The following is a 16269-nucleotide window of genomic DNA, read 5'->3' as shown; positions in this document are numbered from 1 at the left end:
GCAGGGGGCGGTGCCCCCGTCATGCTGGCGCCGTCCGGGGGCTCAGGCGTTCGTCGCCTCGGCGCGGGTGGCGTGGTTGGGGATGATCTTGTCGAAGCCGGAGATCTCGAACACCTCCCGCACCGCCGGCTGCAGGGCGCAGACCGAGAAGGTCGTGCCCTTGTTCTTCGCCTGCTTCGCGGTCTTCAGCAGCACGCGCAGCCCGGCGGAGGAGACGTAGCGCACGCCCTCCATGTCCGCGATGACGGGACCGGAATCGAGCAGGGCGAGAAGCTTCTCCTCGGTCGCGGGTGCGGTGGCGGTGTCGAGGCGGCCCTCCAGGGCCGCGACGGTGGCGTTCCCCGCACGGTGCTCGGTGATCTGCATGATGGGATGTTCCCCTCTCTCGGGCGCGAACTTGCCGCCGGGATCAGCCGGCGTCCAGCACGGCGGTCAGGCGGTTCAGCGCGCCGCGCCGTTCATAGGTTGCCCCGCGCGTGAGGACGCGGATGAAATGCACGCCGAGGCCGCCGATGTCCCGCGTCTCCACATCCGCCTCCAGGTCCGGCGCCTTGGCGGACAGAGGGTCGAAGGGCGGGCCGTCATCCTCGAGCGTCAGGTGAAGGTCGGTGCCGTCCCGGACGGCGGCGAGGCGGATGAAGGTGGCACCCTTCCCGTGCATCGCGACGTTCGCCGCCAGCTCCTCCGCCACCAGCGCGAGATGCTGTGCGGCGCGCGGGGAGAGCCCGGCCTCGTCGGCGAAGGCCTCCAGCCGGTCCAGCAGGGCGGGCACGGCGTCCACGTCCGGCGGCATCTCGTAGGCGAGCGACGACGTGGCCAAGCCGGGACCTCCCGTTTCGCCGGAGGCTAGCCCTGAACATGGACGGCCGGAAACGTCCGGACGGGTGAATCGCCGCGCCAGGCGGCACGCGGAGCGGCCTCGGGGAGCATTGCTGCGCCACCTGTCATCCAAGAGTCACGCGGCCCGGGGCGCCCTCCCCTTCCCTCCCCGCGCCACGGTAAAGACGAGGAGGCGCGATGCCAGACCCTCCCCTTGCTCGTCCCGTGCTGGGCCGGTGAGATCGCTGCGATCCACGGCGCACCCCGCCCGACTCGGGGACACCCAGAACGCGCCGGCTTCGGAAGGCGGCGGAGGATGCCGGGACGCTCGCCATGCTGGCGGCGGATCGGTCGGCGGTGACGGACGCGCTGCGCCGGCGCGTGGCGCGGGAGGCTCCGCACCTCTGGCCCGAGGATCACGGCCGGCTATTCCGGGCGACCGCGCTGTTCGAGCGGGCGGTGTGGCTGATCGGGCGGAAGGCGCTGCTGCTGGCGCCGGGGGGTTAGGGCGGGCCGGCGCAGGCTCGCCTCAGGTCTCCACGTCGAGCGCATAGCCCGCGCTGCGGACGGTGCGGATCACGTCGGCCTCGCCGTCCGCGTTCACCGCCTTGCGCAGGCGGCGGATGTGCACGTCCACCGTGCGCAGCTCCACATGGATGTCGCGGCCCCAGACGGCGTCGAGGAGCTGCTCCCGCGAGAAGACCCGGCCGGGATGGGTGAGGAAGAACTCCAGCAGCCGGTACTCGGTCGGGCCGAGCTGGAGGGTGCGGCCGGCGCGGGTGACGCGGTGCGCCTCCCGGTCCATGGCGATGTCGCGCCAGGTGAGCGCACCCTTGGCGGCCGGGGCGCCCGTGCGGCGGAGCAGGGCGCGGATGCGCGCGAGCAGCGCTTCCACCGCGAAGGGCTTGGCGATGTGGTCGTCCGCCCCGGTGTCGAGGGCGCGGACGGAATCCGCGTCCTCCGCGCGGGCGGTGACCATGATGATGGGCAGGTCCCGCGTCTCGGGACGGCGGCGGAGCTGCCTGCAGACCTCGAGGCCGGAGAGGGCCGGGAGCATCCAGTCCAGCAGGACGAGGTCGGGCTTCGTCTCCGCGACGCGCATGAGGGCCTCGGGCCCGTCCGCCGCCTCCTCGACCCGGAAGCCGGCCTTCTCCAGGTTGTAGCGGAGAAGGGTGAGGAGAGCGGCCTCGTCCTCCACGACGAGGATGGTCTGGTTGTCGGCCATCATGGCGTGTTCTGGGTCCTGGCCGGGATGGGACGGTCGGCGGAGACGTCAGCCTTCGGGCGGTCCTCCGGCAGGATGTCGCCGCGGACCGCGTAATGCACCGTCTCCGCGATGTTGGTCGCGTGGTCGCCGATCCGTTCGAAGTTCTTCGCGATGAAGAGCATGTGGGTGGCGGCGGTGATGTTGCGCGGGTCCTCCATCATGTGGGTGAGGAGTTCGCGGAAGATGCCGGTGTAGATGTCGTCCACGCGGGCGTCGGCGGCCCAGACGCGCTCGGCGAGTTCGGCGTCGTCGCGGACGAAGGCGTCGATGCTGTCCTTCAGGTTGCGCTGCACCAGCTCCGCCATCCACTGAAAGCCGTTCATGCCGCCACCGAAGTGGCCATCGGCGACGAGGATCGAGCGCTTGGCGACGTTGCGGGCGTAGTCGCCGATCCGCTCGATGTCCTGGGAGATCTTCAGGGCGGCGATGATGAAGCGCAGGTCCGACGCCATGGGCTGCCGAAGCGCGAGGAGGCGGACGCAGAAGCCGTCCACCTCCCGCTCCAGTGCGTCGATCGGGCCGTCGCGCCCGACCACCTCGCCCGCCAGCTCGGAATCTCGGCGGGACAGGGCGTAGGCGGCGTCGGCCACCTGCCGCTCCGCGAGGCCGCCCATGCGGGCGATGAGGTCGCGCAGCTGGCGCAGTTCGGTCTCGTACGACTTCACGATGCGCTCCGCCTGGTCCTGTGGCATGGTCGATCCTCGCGGGTCAGCCGAAGCGGCCGGTGATGTATTCCTGGGTGCGCTGGTGGCGCGGGGCGGTGAAGAGCTGCGCGGCCGGCGCCACCTCGATCAGCTCGCCGAGGTAGAAGAAAGCGACCTGGTCGGCGCAGCGGGCGGCCTGCTGCATGTTGTGCGTGACGATCGCAATGGTGAAGTCGCGCTTCAGCTCGTCGATCAGCTCCTCGATCTTCAGGGTGCTGATGGGGTCGAGGGCGGAGGTCGGCTCGTCGAACAGGATCACCTCCGGCCGAACGGCGATGGTGCGGGCGATGCAGAGGCGCTGCTGCTGGCCGCCGGAGAGGCCCATAGCGGAGGCGTTGAGGCGGTCCTTCACCTCGTTCCAGATGGCGGCGCGGGAGAGCGCCCACTCGATCCGCTCGTCCATCTGCGCCTTGGGCAGCTTCTCGTGCAGGCGGATGCCGAAGGCGATGTTGTCATAGATCGTCATCGGGAAGGGCGTGGGCTTCTGGAAAACCATCCCGATCTTCGAGCGCAGGGCGTTCAGGTCCATGTCGTCGGCGATGATGTTCTCGCCGTCGAGCATCACCTCACCCTGGGCGCGCTGGCCGGGATAGAGGGAGTACATGCGGTTCAGCACGCGCAGGAGGGTGGACTTGCCGCAGCCGGAGGGGCCGATCATGCCGGTGACCTGGCGGTCCGGGATGTCCAGCGTGATGCCCTTCAGCGCCTTGTTGGAGCCGTAGAAGAACTCGAGGTTCCTGATGGCCAGCCGGGCGGGGTTCATCACCGCCTCTGACCGGGCGGTCATCCCGCCGAAGGAGCCGGAGGAGGCCTGGGCGGCGCGGGCGGGGCCGGAGGCGGCCTGGGATTGGGCCGCGGCCTCCAGGCCCGTGGCGGGCGGCAGGGGCACTGCCGTCTGGGCCGGCGCCTGCGGGGAGTGGTCGTTCATGACGTCCTCTACTTCTTCGCGCGCAGCACGGCGCGGGCCAGGACATTCAGTCCCAGGACGCCGAGGGTGGTGATCAGGGCGCCGGTCCAGGCGAGGGCGATCCAGTCCTCGTAGGGCGATCCGGCGTAGGAGTAGATGGTGATCGGCAGGCTCGACATGGGCGCCGAGAGAGAGAGCGACCAGTTGAGGTTGCCGAGCGAGGTGAAGAGCAGCGGCGCCGTCTCTCCCGCGACGCGGGCGATGGCCAGCAGCACGCCGGTGACGATGCCCGAGGTGGCGGCGCGCCAGCAGACGAGCACGATCATCTTCCACTTCGGGGCACCGAGGCCGATCACCGCCTCCCGCAGCGTGTTCGGGATCAGGCGGAGCATGTCCTCGGTCGTCCGGACAACGACGGGGATGACGATGATCGCGAGGGCCGCGACGCCTGCCCAGCCCGAGAAGCCGCCGAAGGGAAGGACGAGCAGCTGGTAGACGAAGAGGCCGATGAGGATGGAGGGCGCCGAGAGCAGGATGTCCGACACGAAGCGCACCACGTTGCCGAGGCGCGAGGTGCCGGCATACTCCGCTAGGTAGGTGCCGACCAGGAGGCCGATCGGCGTGCCGACGAGGGTGGCGAGCCCCACCTGGATGAGGCTGCCGATGATCGGGTTCAGCAGCCCGCCCCCGGAGCCCGGCGGCTTGGTCACTTCCGTGAAGACGCGCGGCGAGAGGCCGGCGAAGCCCTGGACGATCAGCGTGATGAGGATCGAGGCCAGCAGCAGCAGGCCGAGCAGCGTCGCAGCGATGCAGAGGACGCGGATGATGTTGTCCACCCGCTTGCGGCGCCGCCCGAGGGCGGCCGCGACCTGCGCGTTCTTCGGGGTGCGGAGCGTGGCGGCGGGAATGGTGGTCGCGGACATGGCGCCTTAGGCCCTCAGCCGGGAGCGGAGCAGCCAGCGGGAGAGCGCCAGCACGATGAAGGAGATGACGAAGAGGATGAAGCCGAGGGCGAGCAGCGCCGAGAGCTTCAGGCTGCCCGCCGCGCTTTCCCCGAACTCCAGCGCCACGAGGGAGGCGATGGTGTTGCCGGGGCCGAAGACCGTGGTGGCGATGCGGTTCGCGTTGCCGATGACGAAGGTGACGGCCATCGTCTCGCCGAGGGCGCGGCCGAGGCCGAGCATGATGCCGCCGACGACGGAGATGCGGGTGTAGGGCAGGACGACGCCGCGCATCACCTCCCACCGCGTGGCGCCGAGGCCGTAGGCGCTCTCCTTGTAGACGCTCGGGACCTGCAGGAACACGTCCCGCATGGTGGCGGCGATGAACGGGAGGACCATGATCGCGAGGATCAGCCCCGCGGTGAACAGGCCGGTGCCGAAGGGGGGACCCTGGAAGAGATCGCCGATGACCGGCAGCTCCCCGATCGTGTCGATGACTGCGGGCTGCACGTACTGAGCCATCAGAGGCACGATAACGAAGAAGCCCCACATGCCGAAGATGATGGAGGGGACGGCCGCGAGCAGCTCGATCGCCGTTCCGACCGGGCCGCGCATCCAATCGGGCGCGAGCTCCGTGAGGAAGAAGGCGACGCCGAAGGCGAGCGGGACGGCGAGGATCATCGCGAGGATCGCGGTGGAGATGGTGCCGAAGACCGACACGCCGGCACCGAAGACCTCGGCCACCGGGTCCCACTCCGTGGAGGTGAGGAAGCCGGCGCCGAAGGCCCGGAAGGCAGGCAGGCCGCCGAGGAACAGCTCGACGATGATGGCGCCGAGGAGGAGGAGCACGAAGATGCCGGCGAGCTTGCACGCGAGCGCGAAGACGGCGTCGCCGGCGCCGCTTCCCCGGCGCGTGGCGGGCCGGGGTGGGGCGGCGGGGATCGCTTCGGCGACGACGACCTGGGCCAAGAGGGGCTCCTGGAGCTAGCGGAGGGATGGCCGGGCGGGGAACCGCCCGGCCAGCGCGGCCATCAGGCCGCGGGGTTCAGCGCGCCGGCCACACGGCCTGGCCGTTCACCCGGATCTGACCCCAGGCGGCGCGAACGGCGGTCTGCACGGCCTCGGGCAGCGGGATGTATTCGAGCTGGCGGGCGGCATCGCCGCCATTGGTAAAGGCCCAGTCGAAGAAGCGCATGACGTTCGCCGCCTTGGCCGCGTCCGTCGGGTTGGTCGGCAGCAGGATGAAGGTCGGGGAGACGATCGGCCAGGACGTCGCGCCCTGCTGGTCGATGAGGCTGGCGGCAAAGCCCGGCGCGCTCCAGTCGGCGCTGGCGGCGGCGGCGGTGAAGGATTCCATCGTCGGCTGGACGAACTGGCCGGACTTGTTGCGGAGCTGCACGGTCGCGAGGCGGTTCTGCGTCGCGTAGGCGTTCTCGACGTAGCCGATGGCGCCACGCGTGTTGCGGACGGTGCCGGCCACGCCCTCGTTCCCGCGGGCGCCGGTCCCTGCCGGCCAGCGGACCGAGGTGCTCGCGCCCGGGCCGTTCTTCCAGTCGTTGGAGACGGCGGCGAGGTAGGAGGTGAAGACGAAGCTCGTGCCCGAGGCGTCGGCCCGGTAGACCGGGGCGATGACGAGGTTCGGCAGCGTCACGCCGCGGTTCAACTCGACGATCTTCGCGTCGTTCCAGCGGGTGATCTTGCCGAGGTAGATCTCGGCCAGGATCTCCCCGGTCAGGCGCAGCGCGTTGTCGGCGACGCCGGGGATGTTCACGATCGGCACCACCGCGCCCATCACGGTCGGGAACTGGAGGAGGTTGCCCTCCTGCAGCTGCTGGGCAGAGAGCGGCGCGTCGGTCGCGCCGAAATCGACGGTGCGGTTGCGGATCTGGTTCACGCCGGCGCCCGAGCCGACAGACTGGTAGTTGAGCTGGATGTTCGCGGCGCGGGCGCCCTCGCCCCAGCGCTGGTAAACCGGATTCGGGAAGGAGGCGCCGGCCCCGGTGATCTGGACGGCCTGGGCCATGGCAAGCCGGGGGGCGGCGAGAGCCGCGACAGGAAGGGTCAGGGCGAGGCGGCGAGAGAGCACCGGCGATTCTCCGAACATTTGGCCGCGGGCGTGCCGCGGGCGCGGCGGCTTCTAGGCCTGGGACGGGTAATCCCTGTTGCATTTCAATGACGGTTCGATGACACGGGCCAGCCATGCAAAAGGCGCCGGCCCTTCCGGACCGGCGCCTTCCCAAGACCTTAAAGGCGGGTCTTTGTCACATGCGCCGGCCGCCGCGCAGCTTCGGCCAGAGGGCGGCGATGGCGATGCCGCCCAGGGCCATCAGCGGCGCCGCCTGGGTGGTGAAGCCGCTGACGGCGGACTGGGCGGCCCCGGTCAGCGCCACGTTGCGGACCGCACGCGCCTCGATCTCTTCGTCGGACGCCTTGTTCTTCCCGGCGAGCATGACCAGCACGCCAGCGACGATCAGATCGAAGGCGAGGACGAGGGCCGCCGAGAGGATCGGGCCGAAGGAGTTACGCGCGATGAAATAGAGCAGGAAGTGGAGCATGACGAAGGCGGCGAGGCCCATGACCCCCGCGCCCGCATACATGCCCACCTTCGTGGCGGTGGCGCTCGCCTGCGCCTTGAGGCGGCGGCCTTCGGCCTGCGCCGCCATCCCGACCAGGCTGAAGGTCCGCAGCATCCGCGTGCTCCCCTTACCGGCCGAGGATGCGGGCGAGGATGTAGCCCACCGCGGCCGCGATCAGGATCGACTGCGCCGGGCGCTCCCGCACGCGCTCGGACACCGCCTCGTACTGCACCTGCGCGGTGTCGGCGACGCGGCTGGCGTAGCCTTCGGCCGTGTCCATCGCCTGGGCGATGTACTTCTGCCGGTCGGCGTAGAGTTCCTCGACCTGCTTGCGCAGGGCGGCGATCTGGTCGCCCACGGTGCTGGCGGCATCGGTCGCGGCGTCGGCGACGTCGCTCGCAGCCTGGGTCGCGCTCTTTTTCAGGTCGCTGGCGGCCTGGGTGGCGCTGGTCTTCAGGTCGCTCGCGGCCTGGCCCACGGCCGCCATGCCCTCCGGACGCCCAGCCTGGGTATTGCCTGACATCTTTCCCTCCTTGTCGGGTCGGTCCCCAGCGCAACGCGGCTTGGGTAGGGCGGTTGCGGCGGTGCGGCGACGCTTCGCGGGCAACCGTGGCACGCGGGCGGACGTTCACCGGGCGGAGCTGACGGAGGGCGCGCGGAGGCGCGGGATTCCATGGAGATCAAGCGGATCGCGCTGATGGTTCTGCTGGCGGCCGGGATCGTGGTGCCGGTCGCCTTCGCCCAGTTGTCCTCTGCCGTGGTGGGACCGGATTTCGGCTTCCCCGGGCTGGGCGGCGAAACGCAGGTCGCGGCACTGGACCACTGATCCGGGCAGGCGGCGCGCCAACACGCGGCCGCACGCTCAGGACGCTTTGGCGTCCATAGGTCTGAGCGTGCCGAAGCACCGCCTCATTCTGAAGGGCCTCCGTTTCGCGAAGGCGGGGGCCGACTGATCAGGGGTTCGGCGGTGTTTTCGAAGCCGTCGCCGCGCTGTCGCCGGAACTGCCCATGCGCCGCGGAGCGCTGTTCTCGCGGATCGGGAAGCGCACGGTCCAGCGGGTCCCCTGGCCATCTGCCGATAGGCCATCCCCGATCCGCCCGCCCTGGAGTTCGCCGCCGAGTTGCTTCGCGAAGCCCTCCATCAGTTGGAGGCCGAGGCCGCGCGGGCGGGACTTGCGGTCGGGCAGGCCGATGCCGTCATCCTCGATGACAAAGGTGGCCATCTCCCCCTCCATCGTGACGGCAAGGCGGACGGTGCCGCGTGCTTCCCCTGGATAGGCATGCGCGACGGCGTTGCCGACGGCCTCGGTGACCAGGAGCGAGAGGGGCACCGCCTGATCTGCCGAGAGCTGGATATCGGCGAGATCGAGGGTGAGGACGATCCGGTCTCCCGGCACCTCCTCATGGGCGGTAAAGGCCTGGTTGGCCAGTTCCGACAGGAAGGGCGCCAGGGAGAGCGATTCGAAGGATTGCTGCATGTAGAGGTGGCGGTGCAGCGTGGCGAGGGCCCGAACCCGGTTTCGCGCGGCCAGGAACTCCGCGACCGCCGCCGGGTGGCCGATCCGCCCGGCCTGCAGGTTCAGCAACGAGGAGACGATCTGGAGATTATTCTTCACCCGGTGGTGGATCTCGGCCATTAGCGCGTCCCGCTGGCCGAGCGCGGCACGAAGGTCCGCTTCCCGCCGGGCAAGCGCCGTGGCCGCCTCTCCGAAGGCGAGCTCGACCTCCCGGACCTCCCGGGGCTCGGTGCTGCGCGCGCTGACACGGAAGGGATGCCCGGGACGCCATCCCCGGACCCGGGCGGCGAGCAGGCGGAGCGGTCGCACCATGCCGAGATCGGCGCCCACAAGGATCACGGCGAGGCAGACGAGAAGAAACGTCGCGAGCTCGGTGAAGCGCTGGATGAGAAGTGCCCGGGCGGCGGCCTCGCCGGCAGCCACGGGCTGTCCGACGAGGAGGAGCAGGCCGGGCCGCAGCGTCGCGCCGGCATAGGCGAACCCGTCGCCACGGCCTTCCGGACGCAGAACATCGGCGGTCGCGGCGATTCGCTGGATGATGCCCTCGGCCGGGCGGCGTCCGGCCTCGCCGCCGGAGATGAGCAACGGGCTGCCGCCCGGATCCACCAGCCAGACCGGGCCGCCCTCGGTCCGCTCGCGGCGGCGGCTGGCCTCGTTCAGAACGATGGTCGCGGCGATCGCGCGGATGGTGACGCCGTTCCGCCGGATGGGCACGATGACCGGCAGGACCATGCGGCCGATCGCCGAGTCGGTCGCGAACGCGGCGACGACCGGGTCCTCGCCCTGGAGTGCGGCGAGCGGAAGGGGCGTGCCGGCCCCCTCGGGCCGGCCAGGCTGTGCGCGGCAGGCGACCCGCCCGTCCGGCTCAGCGATCCAGAGATCGGCAAGATCGGTGGGATGAAGTTCTAAGGTCCGGCGAAGGAGCGTCGCGCAGGACTCAGGCGCGTCCTCCCGACCCGGGTCGAGACGGGCAAGGGAGACGAGGAGGCTCTCTGAACCTCCCACCACGCCGCCATATCTTTCGGCCATGACCGCGCGAAGGGAGATCGCACCGCGGCGGATCTCGTCGAGCGCGGCGCGGTAGTCTTTCAAGGCGTTGGTGGTCGCGATCGCCGTGACCGGGATGCCTGCTGCAAGGAGCAGCACGATCATCCGTCCGCGGATGCCGCTGAGCGCCTTGAAGAGACGAGTCTTGCCGCGCGCGAGGCGCGGGTCGCTCATTCCAGTCCGTCCCGGGTCCCTGTCATCCCCCCGTCCCGGGTTCCTGTTTGATCAGGCGGAGAAGCTCGTCGGGAATCGGCTCGCGCATGACGTCGTCGAACATCTCGTGCAGGCCGCGCTGGAGCCAGAGGTCGAAAGCGGCATCGGGCGCGGATGACCCGCGCCCGCTGCCCTGTCCGTTCTGCCCAGCCCTGGCCACAGGGGGTGGTTTCCTGTTCTTACTCTCGGCCATTCTCAAGCAAGGGTCGCACGGAGCCCCGTCTCATCGTCACGGGTGGCAGTATGACGGCGCGCCGCCCGAGGGGAAGAGGAAGTGTTGCGCCCCGTGCTCTTCTGCGGCTTCGGGGCGGCCACGCCGCGCTCCTCGCCGGTCAGCCAGCGCTGCAGGGTCTGGCGGGCGCGGAACACGCGGCACTTGGCGGTGCCCACCGCGCACTCCATCGCGGCCGCCACCTCTTCATAGGACATGCCCTGGACGGTCACCATGATCAGCGCGGTGCGCTGCTCGGCCGGAAGCTTCGTCAGGTGGCCGCGCAGCTCGCGCATGACCAGGCTGTCCTCCTGCGCGCCCGGGCGGGCGAAGGCGCTGCTCGGCACGTCGTCCAGCTCGGTCGTCTCGCGCTTGCGGCGGACGTCCGAGATGAAGCGGTTGCGGAGGATGCGGAACATCCAGGCGCCGAAGTTGGTGCCGGGGGTGAAGCTGTCCTTGGCGGCGAGCGCAGAGGTCACCGCAGCCTGGACCAGGTCGTCCGCGTCGGCCCGGTTCCGGGTCAGCGCCAGCGCCTGGACCCGGAGCCGCGGCAGCGTCGCGATGAGAAGCTTCTGGAACTCGGCGACATCCGTGGCGGGGCGGGTCTCGGTGGTCTGGCTCATGGTCGGGGATCCCCTCATCTGACTTCACCCGACCAATGCACGACCTCCGATTCCGGCTGCCGCTCAACCGTTCACGAAAACGACAACGGCTAGCCTTCGTCCGGCGGGTCCTCGGCCGGCCTCTCCCCGAAGCGCGTCGCGAGGGCACGGCGGCCGCGGGAGACGCGGGCTTTCAGTGTGCCGACGGCGACGCCGGCCACGCGCGCCGCATCCTCGGAGGAAAATCCGAGGGCTCCGACGAGGACGATCGCTTCCTGCTGTTCCCGAGGAAGGGTGGAGAGGGCGCGGGCGAGACCGGCCACTTCCATCCGGTGTTCCTGCCCCGCTTCGACCTCCTCCGTCACATGGACCTTGTCGAGGGCGCGGCGCTCGGCGCCGGCGCGGCGGCGGTTCTCGTAGTGGGCGTTGCGGAGGATCGAGAAGGCCCAGGCCTTCAGGCTGGTGCCGGGCTGCCACTGCGACTCGGCCCGAAGCGCGCGCAGGAGCGTGTCCTGGACGAGGTCGTCGGCGGCGGTCAGGTCGCGGGTCAGGAAGCGGGCGAAGGCGCGAAGGTCGGGAAGCAGGCGCGTCAGGGCGGGCCGGAAGTCAGGAATCTCTGCTGTCATACGTCCGGCCAAGGAATAACCATCGCGCGATATGGACGCGGCGCGATGCCGAACCACATCATTCTGCCACCATCCGGTGCCCATGGGACCGGATCGCAGCCTGTTCTGGAGGGGTTAGCACGGATGAATGCGGTCACGCAGGGGGAGTTGCTCCGCGCCCTGCCCTATGCACGGCGCTATGCGCGCGCGTTGACCGGCAGCCAGGCGCGGGGGGATGAGCTGGTGGCGCAGGCGCTGCGCGCCGGGCTCCCAGCTGACGTGCCGGGACGCCTGGCGCTCTATGCAGGGGTGAGCCGCCGCGTGGCGGAGCAGCCGGGCCAGAGGATCCCGACCCGCCAGCGGCAGATCCTGCTGCTGACCGGGCTGGAGGATCTATCGATGGACGACACGGCGCAGGTGCTGGACCTCTCGGCAGAGGACACGCGGGCCGAGGCCGAGGCCGCCCGAGAGGCGCTGCGCTCCATCGCCGCGACCGACATCATGGTGATCGAGGACGAGCCGATCATCGCGATGGACATCCGACAGCTCGTGGAGAGCTGCGGCCACAACGTGGTGGGGATCGCCAGCGACGAGGCCGAGGCGGTCGAGATGGCGCGCAGGCTGAAGCCGGGTCTCATCCTGGCGGACGTGAACCTTGGTCCCGGGGGTGACGGCATCTCTGCGGTCGAGCGGATCCTCCGGGAGCAGACGACGCCGGTGATCTTCGTGACTGCTTATCCCGAGCGGCTGCTCACGGCCGAACGGTTGGAGCCGGCCTTCGTGATCAGCAAGCCTTTCGAGCCGATCGCGCTGCAGATCGCGACCTATCAGGCGGTTTGGGGCGCCGCGCCGGTGCCCTGAGCCGGCGCCTCGGCGGCAACCCACCGCGGTGGGGCCCCGTTGCGCCGGAGGTTCGCCCCGATCGGGGCGGTTGGGAGAGGCGCATGGACTGGGATCGTATTGCAGGCAACTGGTCGCAGATGGGCGGCAAGGTTCGCGAGCAATGGGGCAAGCTGACCGATGAGGACGTCACCCAGGCGGGTGGTCAGCGCGACCTGCTGCTGGAAAGGATCCGGGAGCGCTACGGCCTCGGACCAGACGAAGCGAACCGGCAGCTCACCGAATGGGCGACGCGCAACGCTGGGGGGGGTGGCGGAACTCCTTGATCTCAGGGCGTTCCGCCACACGGTGTTTCCCACAGGGCACAGGCCGTGGCGAGCGGGCAACCGGGGCGGGAACGCGGCGTTCACGCCTCGCAACGGCCTTAAGGAAACCGCGCCATGCTCTACTGGACCGTTATTTTCCTGATCGTCGCCCTCGTCGCGGGCGTGCTGGGTTTCGGCGGCGTCGCCTCTGCCGCGAGCGGGATCGCGAAGATTCTCTTCGTGATCTTTATTATTCTGTTCATTCTGTCGCTCGTCGCTCCGCGTCTCGGCTTCATCTGAGACGAGGCGACACGACGTTCAGGGCGGGCTTCGCACGGATGATGGCGAGGCCCGCTCGCCCGAGCGAAAGCTAGAGTTGCGGGCGGGCCAAACCACGCGAGCAGCCCGTCTTCGCTGCGACGCGGTCTAGCTGGCGACCTGTTACAAGAGCGGTGTTAAAGTCTTCGAGACCAAGAAACGACAAAGCGCGCCGGTTACTCGTCCGGCGCGCTTTGTGATCTCTGGATGCGGGGACAGGATTTGAACCTGTGACCTTCAGGTTATGAGCCTGACGAGCTACCGGGCTGCTCCACCCCGCGTGAGGTGGTGGGGGGGTCAGATGTTCCGGACGGGCGGCCTGGCGCCGACCGACTCTCCCGCGTCTTGAGACGCAGTACCATAGGCGCTGAGGGGTTTCACGGCCGAGTTCGGGATGGGATCGGGTGTGGCAACCTCGCTGTAGGCACCAGGCCACCGGTCCGGAACATCTGATGGTCTCTCTCTGCCCTGGGGGCGGGGAGAGGGATGATCTGGTGTGCGGACCGGGCCTTGGCGTCGGTCCTGTGAGAGGTGCGTGTTGGTGCTGCGTGCGGTGATCTCTTGCGAGATCGCGCGGTGCAGAGAGTGGAGTTCGATCGGGCGATTAGGACCGCTCGGCTGCATGTCTTACGACACTTCCACCTGCGGCCTATCGACGTGCTGGTCTTGCACGGCCCTTGGGGAGACCTCGTCTTGAGGCTGGTTTCCCGCTTAGATGCCTTCAGCGGTTATCCGTTCCGCACTTGGCTACCCGGCGATGCGGCTGGCGCCACAACCGGTGCACCAGAGGTGCGTCCTTCCCGGTCCTCTCGTACTAGGGAAAGATCCTCTCAAGTCTCCAACACCCATGGCAGATAGGGACCGAACTGTCTCACGACGTTCTAAACCCAGCTCACGTACCGCTTTAATCGGCGAACAGCCGAACCCTTGGGACCTGCTCCAGCCCCGGGATGCGATGAGCCGACATCGAGGTGCCAAACCTCCCCGTCGATGTGGACTCTTGGGGGAGATCAGCCTGTTATCCCTAGAGTACCTTTTATCCGTTGAGCGATGGCCCTTCCACGCGGGACCACCGGATCACTAAGGCCGACTTTCGTCTCTGCTCGCGCTGTCGCGCTCGCAGTCAGGCGGGCTTGTGCCTTTGCACTCAACAGCCGATGTCCGACCGGCCTGAGCCCACCATCGCGCGCCTCCGTTACACTTTGGGAGGCGACCGCCCCAGTCAAACTGCCCACCAGGCAGGGTCCCGATCCCGGCTAACGGGATGCGGTTAGACGCCAGAAAGGCGCAGGGTGGTATTTCAAGGTTGCCTCCACCAAGGCTAGCGCCCCGGCTTCATCGGCTCCCACCTATCCTACACAGCCCCTTCCTGGCGCCACTGCCAAGCTGCAGTAAAGGTTCATAGGGTCTTTCCGTCTGACCACGGGTACCCCGCATCTTCACGGGGAATTCAATTTCGCTGAGCCCATGCTGGAGACAGTGGGGAGGTCGTTACGCCATTCGTGCAGGTCGGAACTTACCCGACAAGGAATTTCGCTACCTTAGGACCGTTATAGTTACGGCCGCCGTTTACCGGGGCTTCAGTTCAAGGCTTGCACCTCTCCCTTTAACCTTCCGGCACCGGGCAGGCGTCAGACCCTATACGTCGTCTCTCGACTTCGCAGAGCCCTGTGTTTTTACTAAACAGTCGCCACCCCCTGGTCTGTGCCACCCCACAACACTTGCGTGCCATGGGGTCCCGCTTATCCCGAAGTTACGCGGGCAATTTGCCTAGTTCCTTCAGCATGGTTCTCTCAAGCGCCTCGGTATACTCAACCAGTCCACCTGTGTCGGTTTCGGGTACGGTCCATAATCCCAGCGCTATTTCCCGGACCACTCCACCTGCCATCCCAATCCGATAAGGGATGACCGCGCTTCATGGTCGTCACGTCTGGGGGGCCAGGGAATATTCACCCTGTTTCCATCGGCTACGGCTTTCGCCCTCGCCTTAGGGGCCGGCTCACCCTGCGCGGATTGGCCTTGCGCAGGAACCCTTGGACTTTCGGCGAGAGGGGTTCTCACCCTCTTTGTCGCTACTCATGTCCGCATTCGCACTTCCCATACCTCCAGGAGCCCTCACGGGTCTCCCTTCAACGGCCTAGGGAACGCTCCGCTACCGCGTGCATCGCTGCACACCCACAGCTTCGGCTCGTGGCTTGAGCCCCGTTACATTTTCGCCGCAGAACAGCTATTAGACCAGTGAGCTATTACGCTTTCTTTAAAGGATGGCTGCTTCTAAGCCAACCTCCTGGTTGTTTTGGCCGTCCCACATGCTTTCCCACTTAGCCACGAATTAGGGGCCTTAGCTGGTGGTCTGGGCTGTTTCCCTCTCGACAATGGACCTTAGCACCCACTGTCTGTCTGCCAGGCTATACTCACCGGCATTCGGAGTTCGGTAGGGTTTGGTAGGGCTTTGGGCCCCCCTAGCCCTTCCGGTGCTCTACCTCCGGCGGTAAACACCTGACGATCTACCTCAATAGATTTCGCGGAGAACCAGCTATTTCCGAGTTTGATTGGCCTTTCACCCCTAGCCACAGCTCATCCCCGACTTTTTCAACAGGCGTGGGTTCGGCCCTCCAGTGGGTGTTACCCCACCTTCAGCCTGGCCATGGCTAGATCACTCGGTTTCGGGTCTCATGCCGGCAACTCAAGCGCCCTTGTCAGACTCGCTTTCGCTGCGCCTCCGCCTCACGGCTTAAGCTTGCTGCCAACACGAACTCGCGGACCCATTATACAAAAGGTACGCCGTCACCCTTGCGGGCTCCGACTGCTTGTAAGCGCTCGGTTTCAGGTCTCTTTCACTCCCCTCGTCGGGGTGCTTTTCACCTTTCCCTCACGGTACTTGTGCACTATCGGTCGCCAAGGAGTATTTAGGCTTGGAGGGTGGTCCCCCCACGTTCAGACAGGGTTTCACGTGCCCCGCCTTACTCAAGGATCTCCGGTCGCCATACGCCTACGGGGCTATCACCCGCTCTGGCCGGCCTTTCCAGGCCGTTCGGCTTAACAACCAAAAACCACTGGCCTGCTCCCCTTTCGCTCGCCACTACTCGGGGAATCTCTGTTGATGTCTTTTCCTCCGGTTACTGAGATGTTTCAGTTCACCGGGTTCGCCTCCTAGACCTATGTATTCAGCCCAGGATCTCCCTAAGGAGGGGTTTCCCCATTCGGACATCCGCGGATCAACGATCGCTCGCATCTCCCCGCGGCTTTTCGCAGCGTGCCACGTCCTTCATCGCCTCTTGGCGCCAAGGCATCCACCGAACGCCCTTTATTCACTCTACTCTTCCACCGCCCGCACGCAGGACCAACACGCAGAGCCCTTCGGCCCCGCGCCCCGTTCCCGCGCGTCCAACCGGAC

The 16269-nt window shown here is 68.0% G+C and carries 19 protein-coding genes, 1 tRNA gene and 2 rRNA genes; 5 read left to right on the top strand and 17 right to left on the bottom strand.

Features of this window, described 5'->3' with window-relative positions; all coding sequences use genetic code 11:
- Window positions 1-42: 42 nt before the first annotated feature.
- Window positions 43-366, bottom strand: a complete 324-nt coding sequence (locus ACP6CK_RS00125) for an STAS domain-containing protein (protein ID WP_426956744.1) — start codon at window positions 364-366, stop codon at window positions 43-45.
- Between the two features lie 43 nt (window positions 367-409).
- The gene (locus ACP6CK_RS00120) at window positions 410-820 is read right to left on the bottom strand and encodes an ATP-binding protein (RefSeq protein WP_426956743.1); all 411 of its coding nucleotides are present in this window, start codon (window positions 818-820) and stop codon (window positions 410-412) included.
- Window positions 821-1152: 332 nt separating this feature from the next.
- Between ACP6CK_RS00120 and ACP6CK_RS00115 the strand changes: the two genes are divergently transcribed.
- Entirely contained in the window at window positions 1153-1326 is a 174-nt protein-coding gene (locus tag ACP6CK_RS00115) for a hypothetical protein (RefSeq protein WP_426956742.1), read from the top strand.
- A 22-nt stretch (window positions 1327-1348) separates the two neighbouring features.
- Here ACP6CK_RS00115 and phoB read toward each other — a convergent pair whose 3' ends face one another.
- The 8 genes from phoB to ACP6CK_RS00075 all read right to left on the bottom strand — a co-directional run bounded on the left by phoB (window position 1349) and on the right by ACP6CK_RS00075 (window position 7737).
- Complete coding sequence (phoB, locus tag ACP6CK_RS00110) at window positions 1349-2044, bottom strand: phosphate regulon transcriptional regulator PhoB (protein WP_426959831.1); 696 nt, start codon at window positions 2042-2044, stop codon at window positions 1349-1351.
- Window positions 2044-2778: a phosphate signaling complex protein PhoU gene (phoU, locus tag ACP6CK_RS00105; protein WP_426956741.1), complete on the bottom strand. Its 735-nt coding sequence runs from the start codon at window positions 2776-2778 to the stop codon at window positions 2044-2046. Before phoU ends, phoB begins: the two co-directional genes overlap by 1 nt.
- 16 nt (window positions 2779-2794) lie before the next feature.
- Window positions 2795-3577: a phosphate ABC transporter ATP-binding protein PstB gene (gene pstB / locus ACP6CK_RS00100; protein WP_426959830.1), complete on the bottom strand. Its 783-nt coding sequence runs from the start codon at window positions 3575-3577 to the stop codon at window positions 2795-2797.
- A gap of 149 nt (window positions 3578-3726) precedes the next feature.
- Window positions 3727-4620 carry a phosphate ABC transporter permease PstA gene (pstA, locus tag ACP6CK_RS00095; protein WP_426956740.1) on the bottom strand — a complete coding sequence of 298 codons (894 nt, stop codon included), beginning with the start codon at window positions 4618-4620 and terminating at the stop codon, window positions 3727-3729.
- 6 nt (window positions 4621-4626) lie between these two features.
- Entirely contained in the window at window positions 4627-5607 is a 981-nt protein-coding gene (gene pstC / locus ACP6CK_RS00090; protein ID WP_426956739.1) for a phosphate ABC transporter permease subunit PstC, read from the bottom strand.
- 76 nt (window positions 5608-5683) lie between these two features.
- Window positions 5684-6742, bottom strand: coding sequence for a phosphate ABC transporter substrate-binding protein PstS (pstS, locus tag ACP6CK_RS00085; RefSeq protein WP_426956738.1), 1059 nt, complete (start codon window positions 6740-6742; stop codon window positions 5684-5686).
- Window positions 6743-6899: 157 nt separating this feature from the next.
- Complete coding sequence (locus ACP6CK_RS00080) at window positions 6900-7328, bottom strand: hypothetical protein (RefSeq protein WP_426956737.1); 429 nt, start codon at window positions 7326-7328, stop codon at window positions 6900-6902.
- 13 nt (window positions 7329-7341) lie between these two features.
- A complete protein-coding gene (locus tag ACP6CK_RS00075; RefSeq protein ID WP_426956736.1) occupies window positions 7342-7737 on the bottom strand; it encodes a hypothetical protein in 396 nt (131 codons plus the stop codon).
- Between the two features lie 150 nt (window positions 7738-7887).
- On the opposite strand from ACP6CK_RS00075, the gene ACP6CK_RS00070 reads away from it, so the two are divergent.
- On the top strand, window positions 7888-8040 hold the full coding sequence (locus ACP6CK_RS00070) for a hypothetical protein (RefSeq protein ID WP_426956735.1): 153 nt from the start codon (window positions 7888-7890) through the stop codon (window positions 8038-8040).
- Between the two features lie 127 nt (window positions 8041-8167).
- On the opposite strand, the gene ACP6CK_RS00065 is transcribed toward ACP6CK_RS00070, so the two are convergent.
- The 4 genes from ACP6CK_RS00065 to ACP6CK_RS00050 form a co-directional block, all read right to left on the bottom strand.
- A complete protein-coding gene (locus ACP6CK_RS00065) occupies window positions 8168-9952 on the bottom strand; it encodes a sensor histidine kinase (RefSeq protein WP_426956734.1) in 1785 nt (594 codons plus the stop codon).
- Between the two features lie 22 nt (window positions 9953-9974).
- Complete coding sequence (locus ACP6CK_RS00060; protein ID WP_426956733.1) at window positions 9975-10151, bottom strand: NepR family anti-sigma factor; 177 nt, start codon at window positions 10149-10151, stop codon at window positions 9975-9977.
- A 35-nt stretch (window positions 10152-10186) separates the two neighbouring features.
- Window positions 10187-10825, bottom strand: coding sequence for a sigma-70 family RNA polymerase sigma factor (locus ACP6CK_RS00055; RefSeq protein ID WP_426956732.1), 639 nt, complete (start codon window positions 10823-10825; stop codon window positions 10187-10189).
- Window positions 10826-10914: 89 nt separating this feature from the next.
- Window positions 10915-11430, bottom strand: coding sequence for a sigma-70 family RNA polymerase sigma factor (locus ACP6CK_RS00050; protein WP_426956731.1), 516 nt, complete (start codon window positions 11428-11430; stop codon window positions 10915-10917).
- 123 nt (window positions 11431-11553) lie between these two features.
- Here ACP6CK_RS00050 and ACP6CK_RS00045 point away from each other — a divergent pair, with 123 nt between their 5' ends.
- The 3 genes from ACP6CK_RS00045 (at window position 11554) to ACP6CK_RS00035 (ending at window position 12854) form a co-directional block, all read left to right on the top strand.
- Window positions 11554-12270, top strand: a complete 717-nt coding sequence (locus ACP6CK_RS00045; RefSeq protein WP_426956730.1) for a response regulator — start codon at window positions 11554-11556, stop codon at window positions 12268-12270.
- Window positions 12271-12353: 83 nt separating this feature from the next.
- Complete coding sequence (locus ACP6CK_RS00040) at window positions 12354-12575, top strand: CsbD family protein (protein WP_426956729.1); 222 nt, start codon at window positions 12354-12356, stop codon at window positions 12573-12575.
- 114 nt (window positions 12576-12689) lie between these two features.
- On the top strand, window positions 12690-12854 hold the full coding sequence (locus ACP6CK_RS00035; protein ID WP_426956728.1) for a DUF1328 domain-containing protein: 165 nt from the start codon (window positions 12690-12692) through the stop codon (window positions 12852-12854).
- Between the two features lie 222 nt (window positions 12855-13076).
- Here the strand turns inward: ACP6CK_RS00035 and ACP6CK_RS00030 are convergent.
- The 3 genes from ACP6CK_RS00030 to ACP6CK_RS00020 all read right to left on the bottom strand — a co-directional run bounded on the left by ACP6CK_RS00030 (window position 13077) and on the right by ACP6CK_RS00020 (window position 16192).
- Window positions 13077-13153: transfer RNA gene (locus tag ACP6CK_RS00030), tRNA-Met, on the bottom strand.
- A gap of 36 nt (window positions 13154-13189) precedes the next feature.
- Window positions 13190-13304, bottom strand: a 5S ribosomal RNA gene (gene rrf / locus ACP6CK_RS00025).
- A 151-nt stretch (window positions 13305-13455) separates the two neighbouring features.
- Window positions 13456-16192 (bottom strand): 23S ribosomal RNA (locus ACP6CK_RS00020).
- Window positions 16193-16269 lie beyond the last annotated feature (77 nt).

The sequence above is a fragment of the Muricoccus radiodurans genome (genome assembly GCF_050154705.1).
GTDB classification, from domain to species: Bacteria; Pseudomonadota; Alphaproteobacteria; order Acetobacterales; family Acetobacteraceae; genus Roseomonas; species Roseomonas radiodurans.
Note: the sequence above shows the minus strand (reverse complement) of the source record. Positions and strands in the feature narration are given on the sequence as shown.

Coding starts and splice junctions, on each gene's coding strand:
- ACP6CK_RS00125 (WP_426956744.1), bottom strand. CDS start 366: ATGCAGATCACCGAGCACCGTGCGGGGAACGCCACCGTCGCGGCCCTG.
- ACP6CK_RS00115 (WP_426956742.1), top strand. CDS start 1,153: ATGCTGGCGGCGGATCGGTCGGCGGTGACGGACGCGCTGCGCCGGCGC.
- phoB (WP_426959831.1), bottom strand. CDS start 2,044: ATGGCCGACAACCAGACCATCCTCGTCGTGGAGGACGAGGCCGCTCTC.
- phoU (WP_426956741.1), bottom strand. CDS start 2,778: ATGCCACAGGACCAGGCGGAGCGCATCGTGAAGTCGTACGAGACCGAA.
- pstB (WP_426959830.1), bottom strand. CDS start 3,577: ATGACCGCCCGGTCAGAGGCGGTGATGAACCCCGCCCGGCTGGCCATC.
- pstA (WP_426956740.1), bottom strand. CDS start 4,620: ATGTCCGCGACCACCATTCCCGCCGCCACGCTCCGCACCCCGAAGAAC.
- pstS (WP_426956738.1), bottom strand. CDS start 6,742: ATGTTCGGAGAATCGCCGGTGCTCTCTCGCCGCCTCGCCCTGACCCTT.
- ACP6CK_RS00080 (WP_426956737.1), bottom strand. CDS start 7,328: ATGCTGCGGACCTTCAGCCTGGTCGGGATGGCGGCGCAGGCCGAAGGC.
- ACP6CK_RS00075 (WP_426956736.1), bottom strand. CDS start 7,737: ATGTCAGGCAATACCCAGGCTGGGCGTCCGGAGGGCATGGCGGCCGTG.
- ACP6CK_RS00070 (WP_426956735.1), top strand. CDS start 7,888: ATGGAGATCAAGCGGATCGCGCTGATGGTTCTGCTGGCGGCCGGGATC.
- ACP6CK_RS00065 (WP_426956734.1), bottom strand. CDS start 9,952: ATGAGCGACCCGCGCCTCGCGCGCGGCAAGACTCGTCTCTTCAAGGCG.
- ACP6CK_RS00055 (WP_426956732.1), bottom strand. CDS start 10,825: ATGAGCCAGACCACCGAGACCCGCCCCGCCACGGATGTCGCCGAGTTC.
- ACP6CK_RS00050 (WP_426956731.1), bottom strand. CDS start 11,430: ATGACAGCAGAGATTCCTGACTTCCGGCCCGCCCTGACGCGCCTGCTT.
- ACP6CK_RS00045 (WP_426956730.1), top strand. CDS start 11,554: ATGAATGCGGTCACGCAGGGGGAGTTGCTCCGCGCCCTGCCCTATGCA.
- ACP6CK_RS00040 (WP_426956729.1), top strand. CDS start 12,354: ATGGACTGGGATCGTATTGCAGGCAACTGGTCGCAGATGGGCGGCAAG.
- ACP6CK_RS00035 (WP_426956728.1), top strand. CDS start 12,690: ATGCTCTACTGGACCGTTATTTTCCTGATCGTCGCCCTCGTCGCGGGC.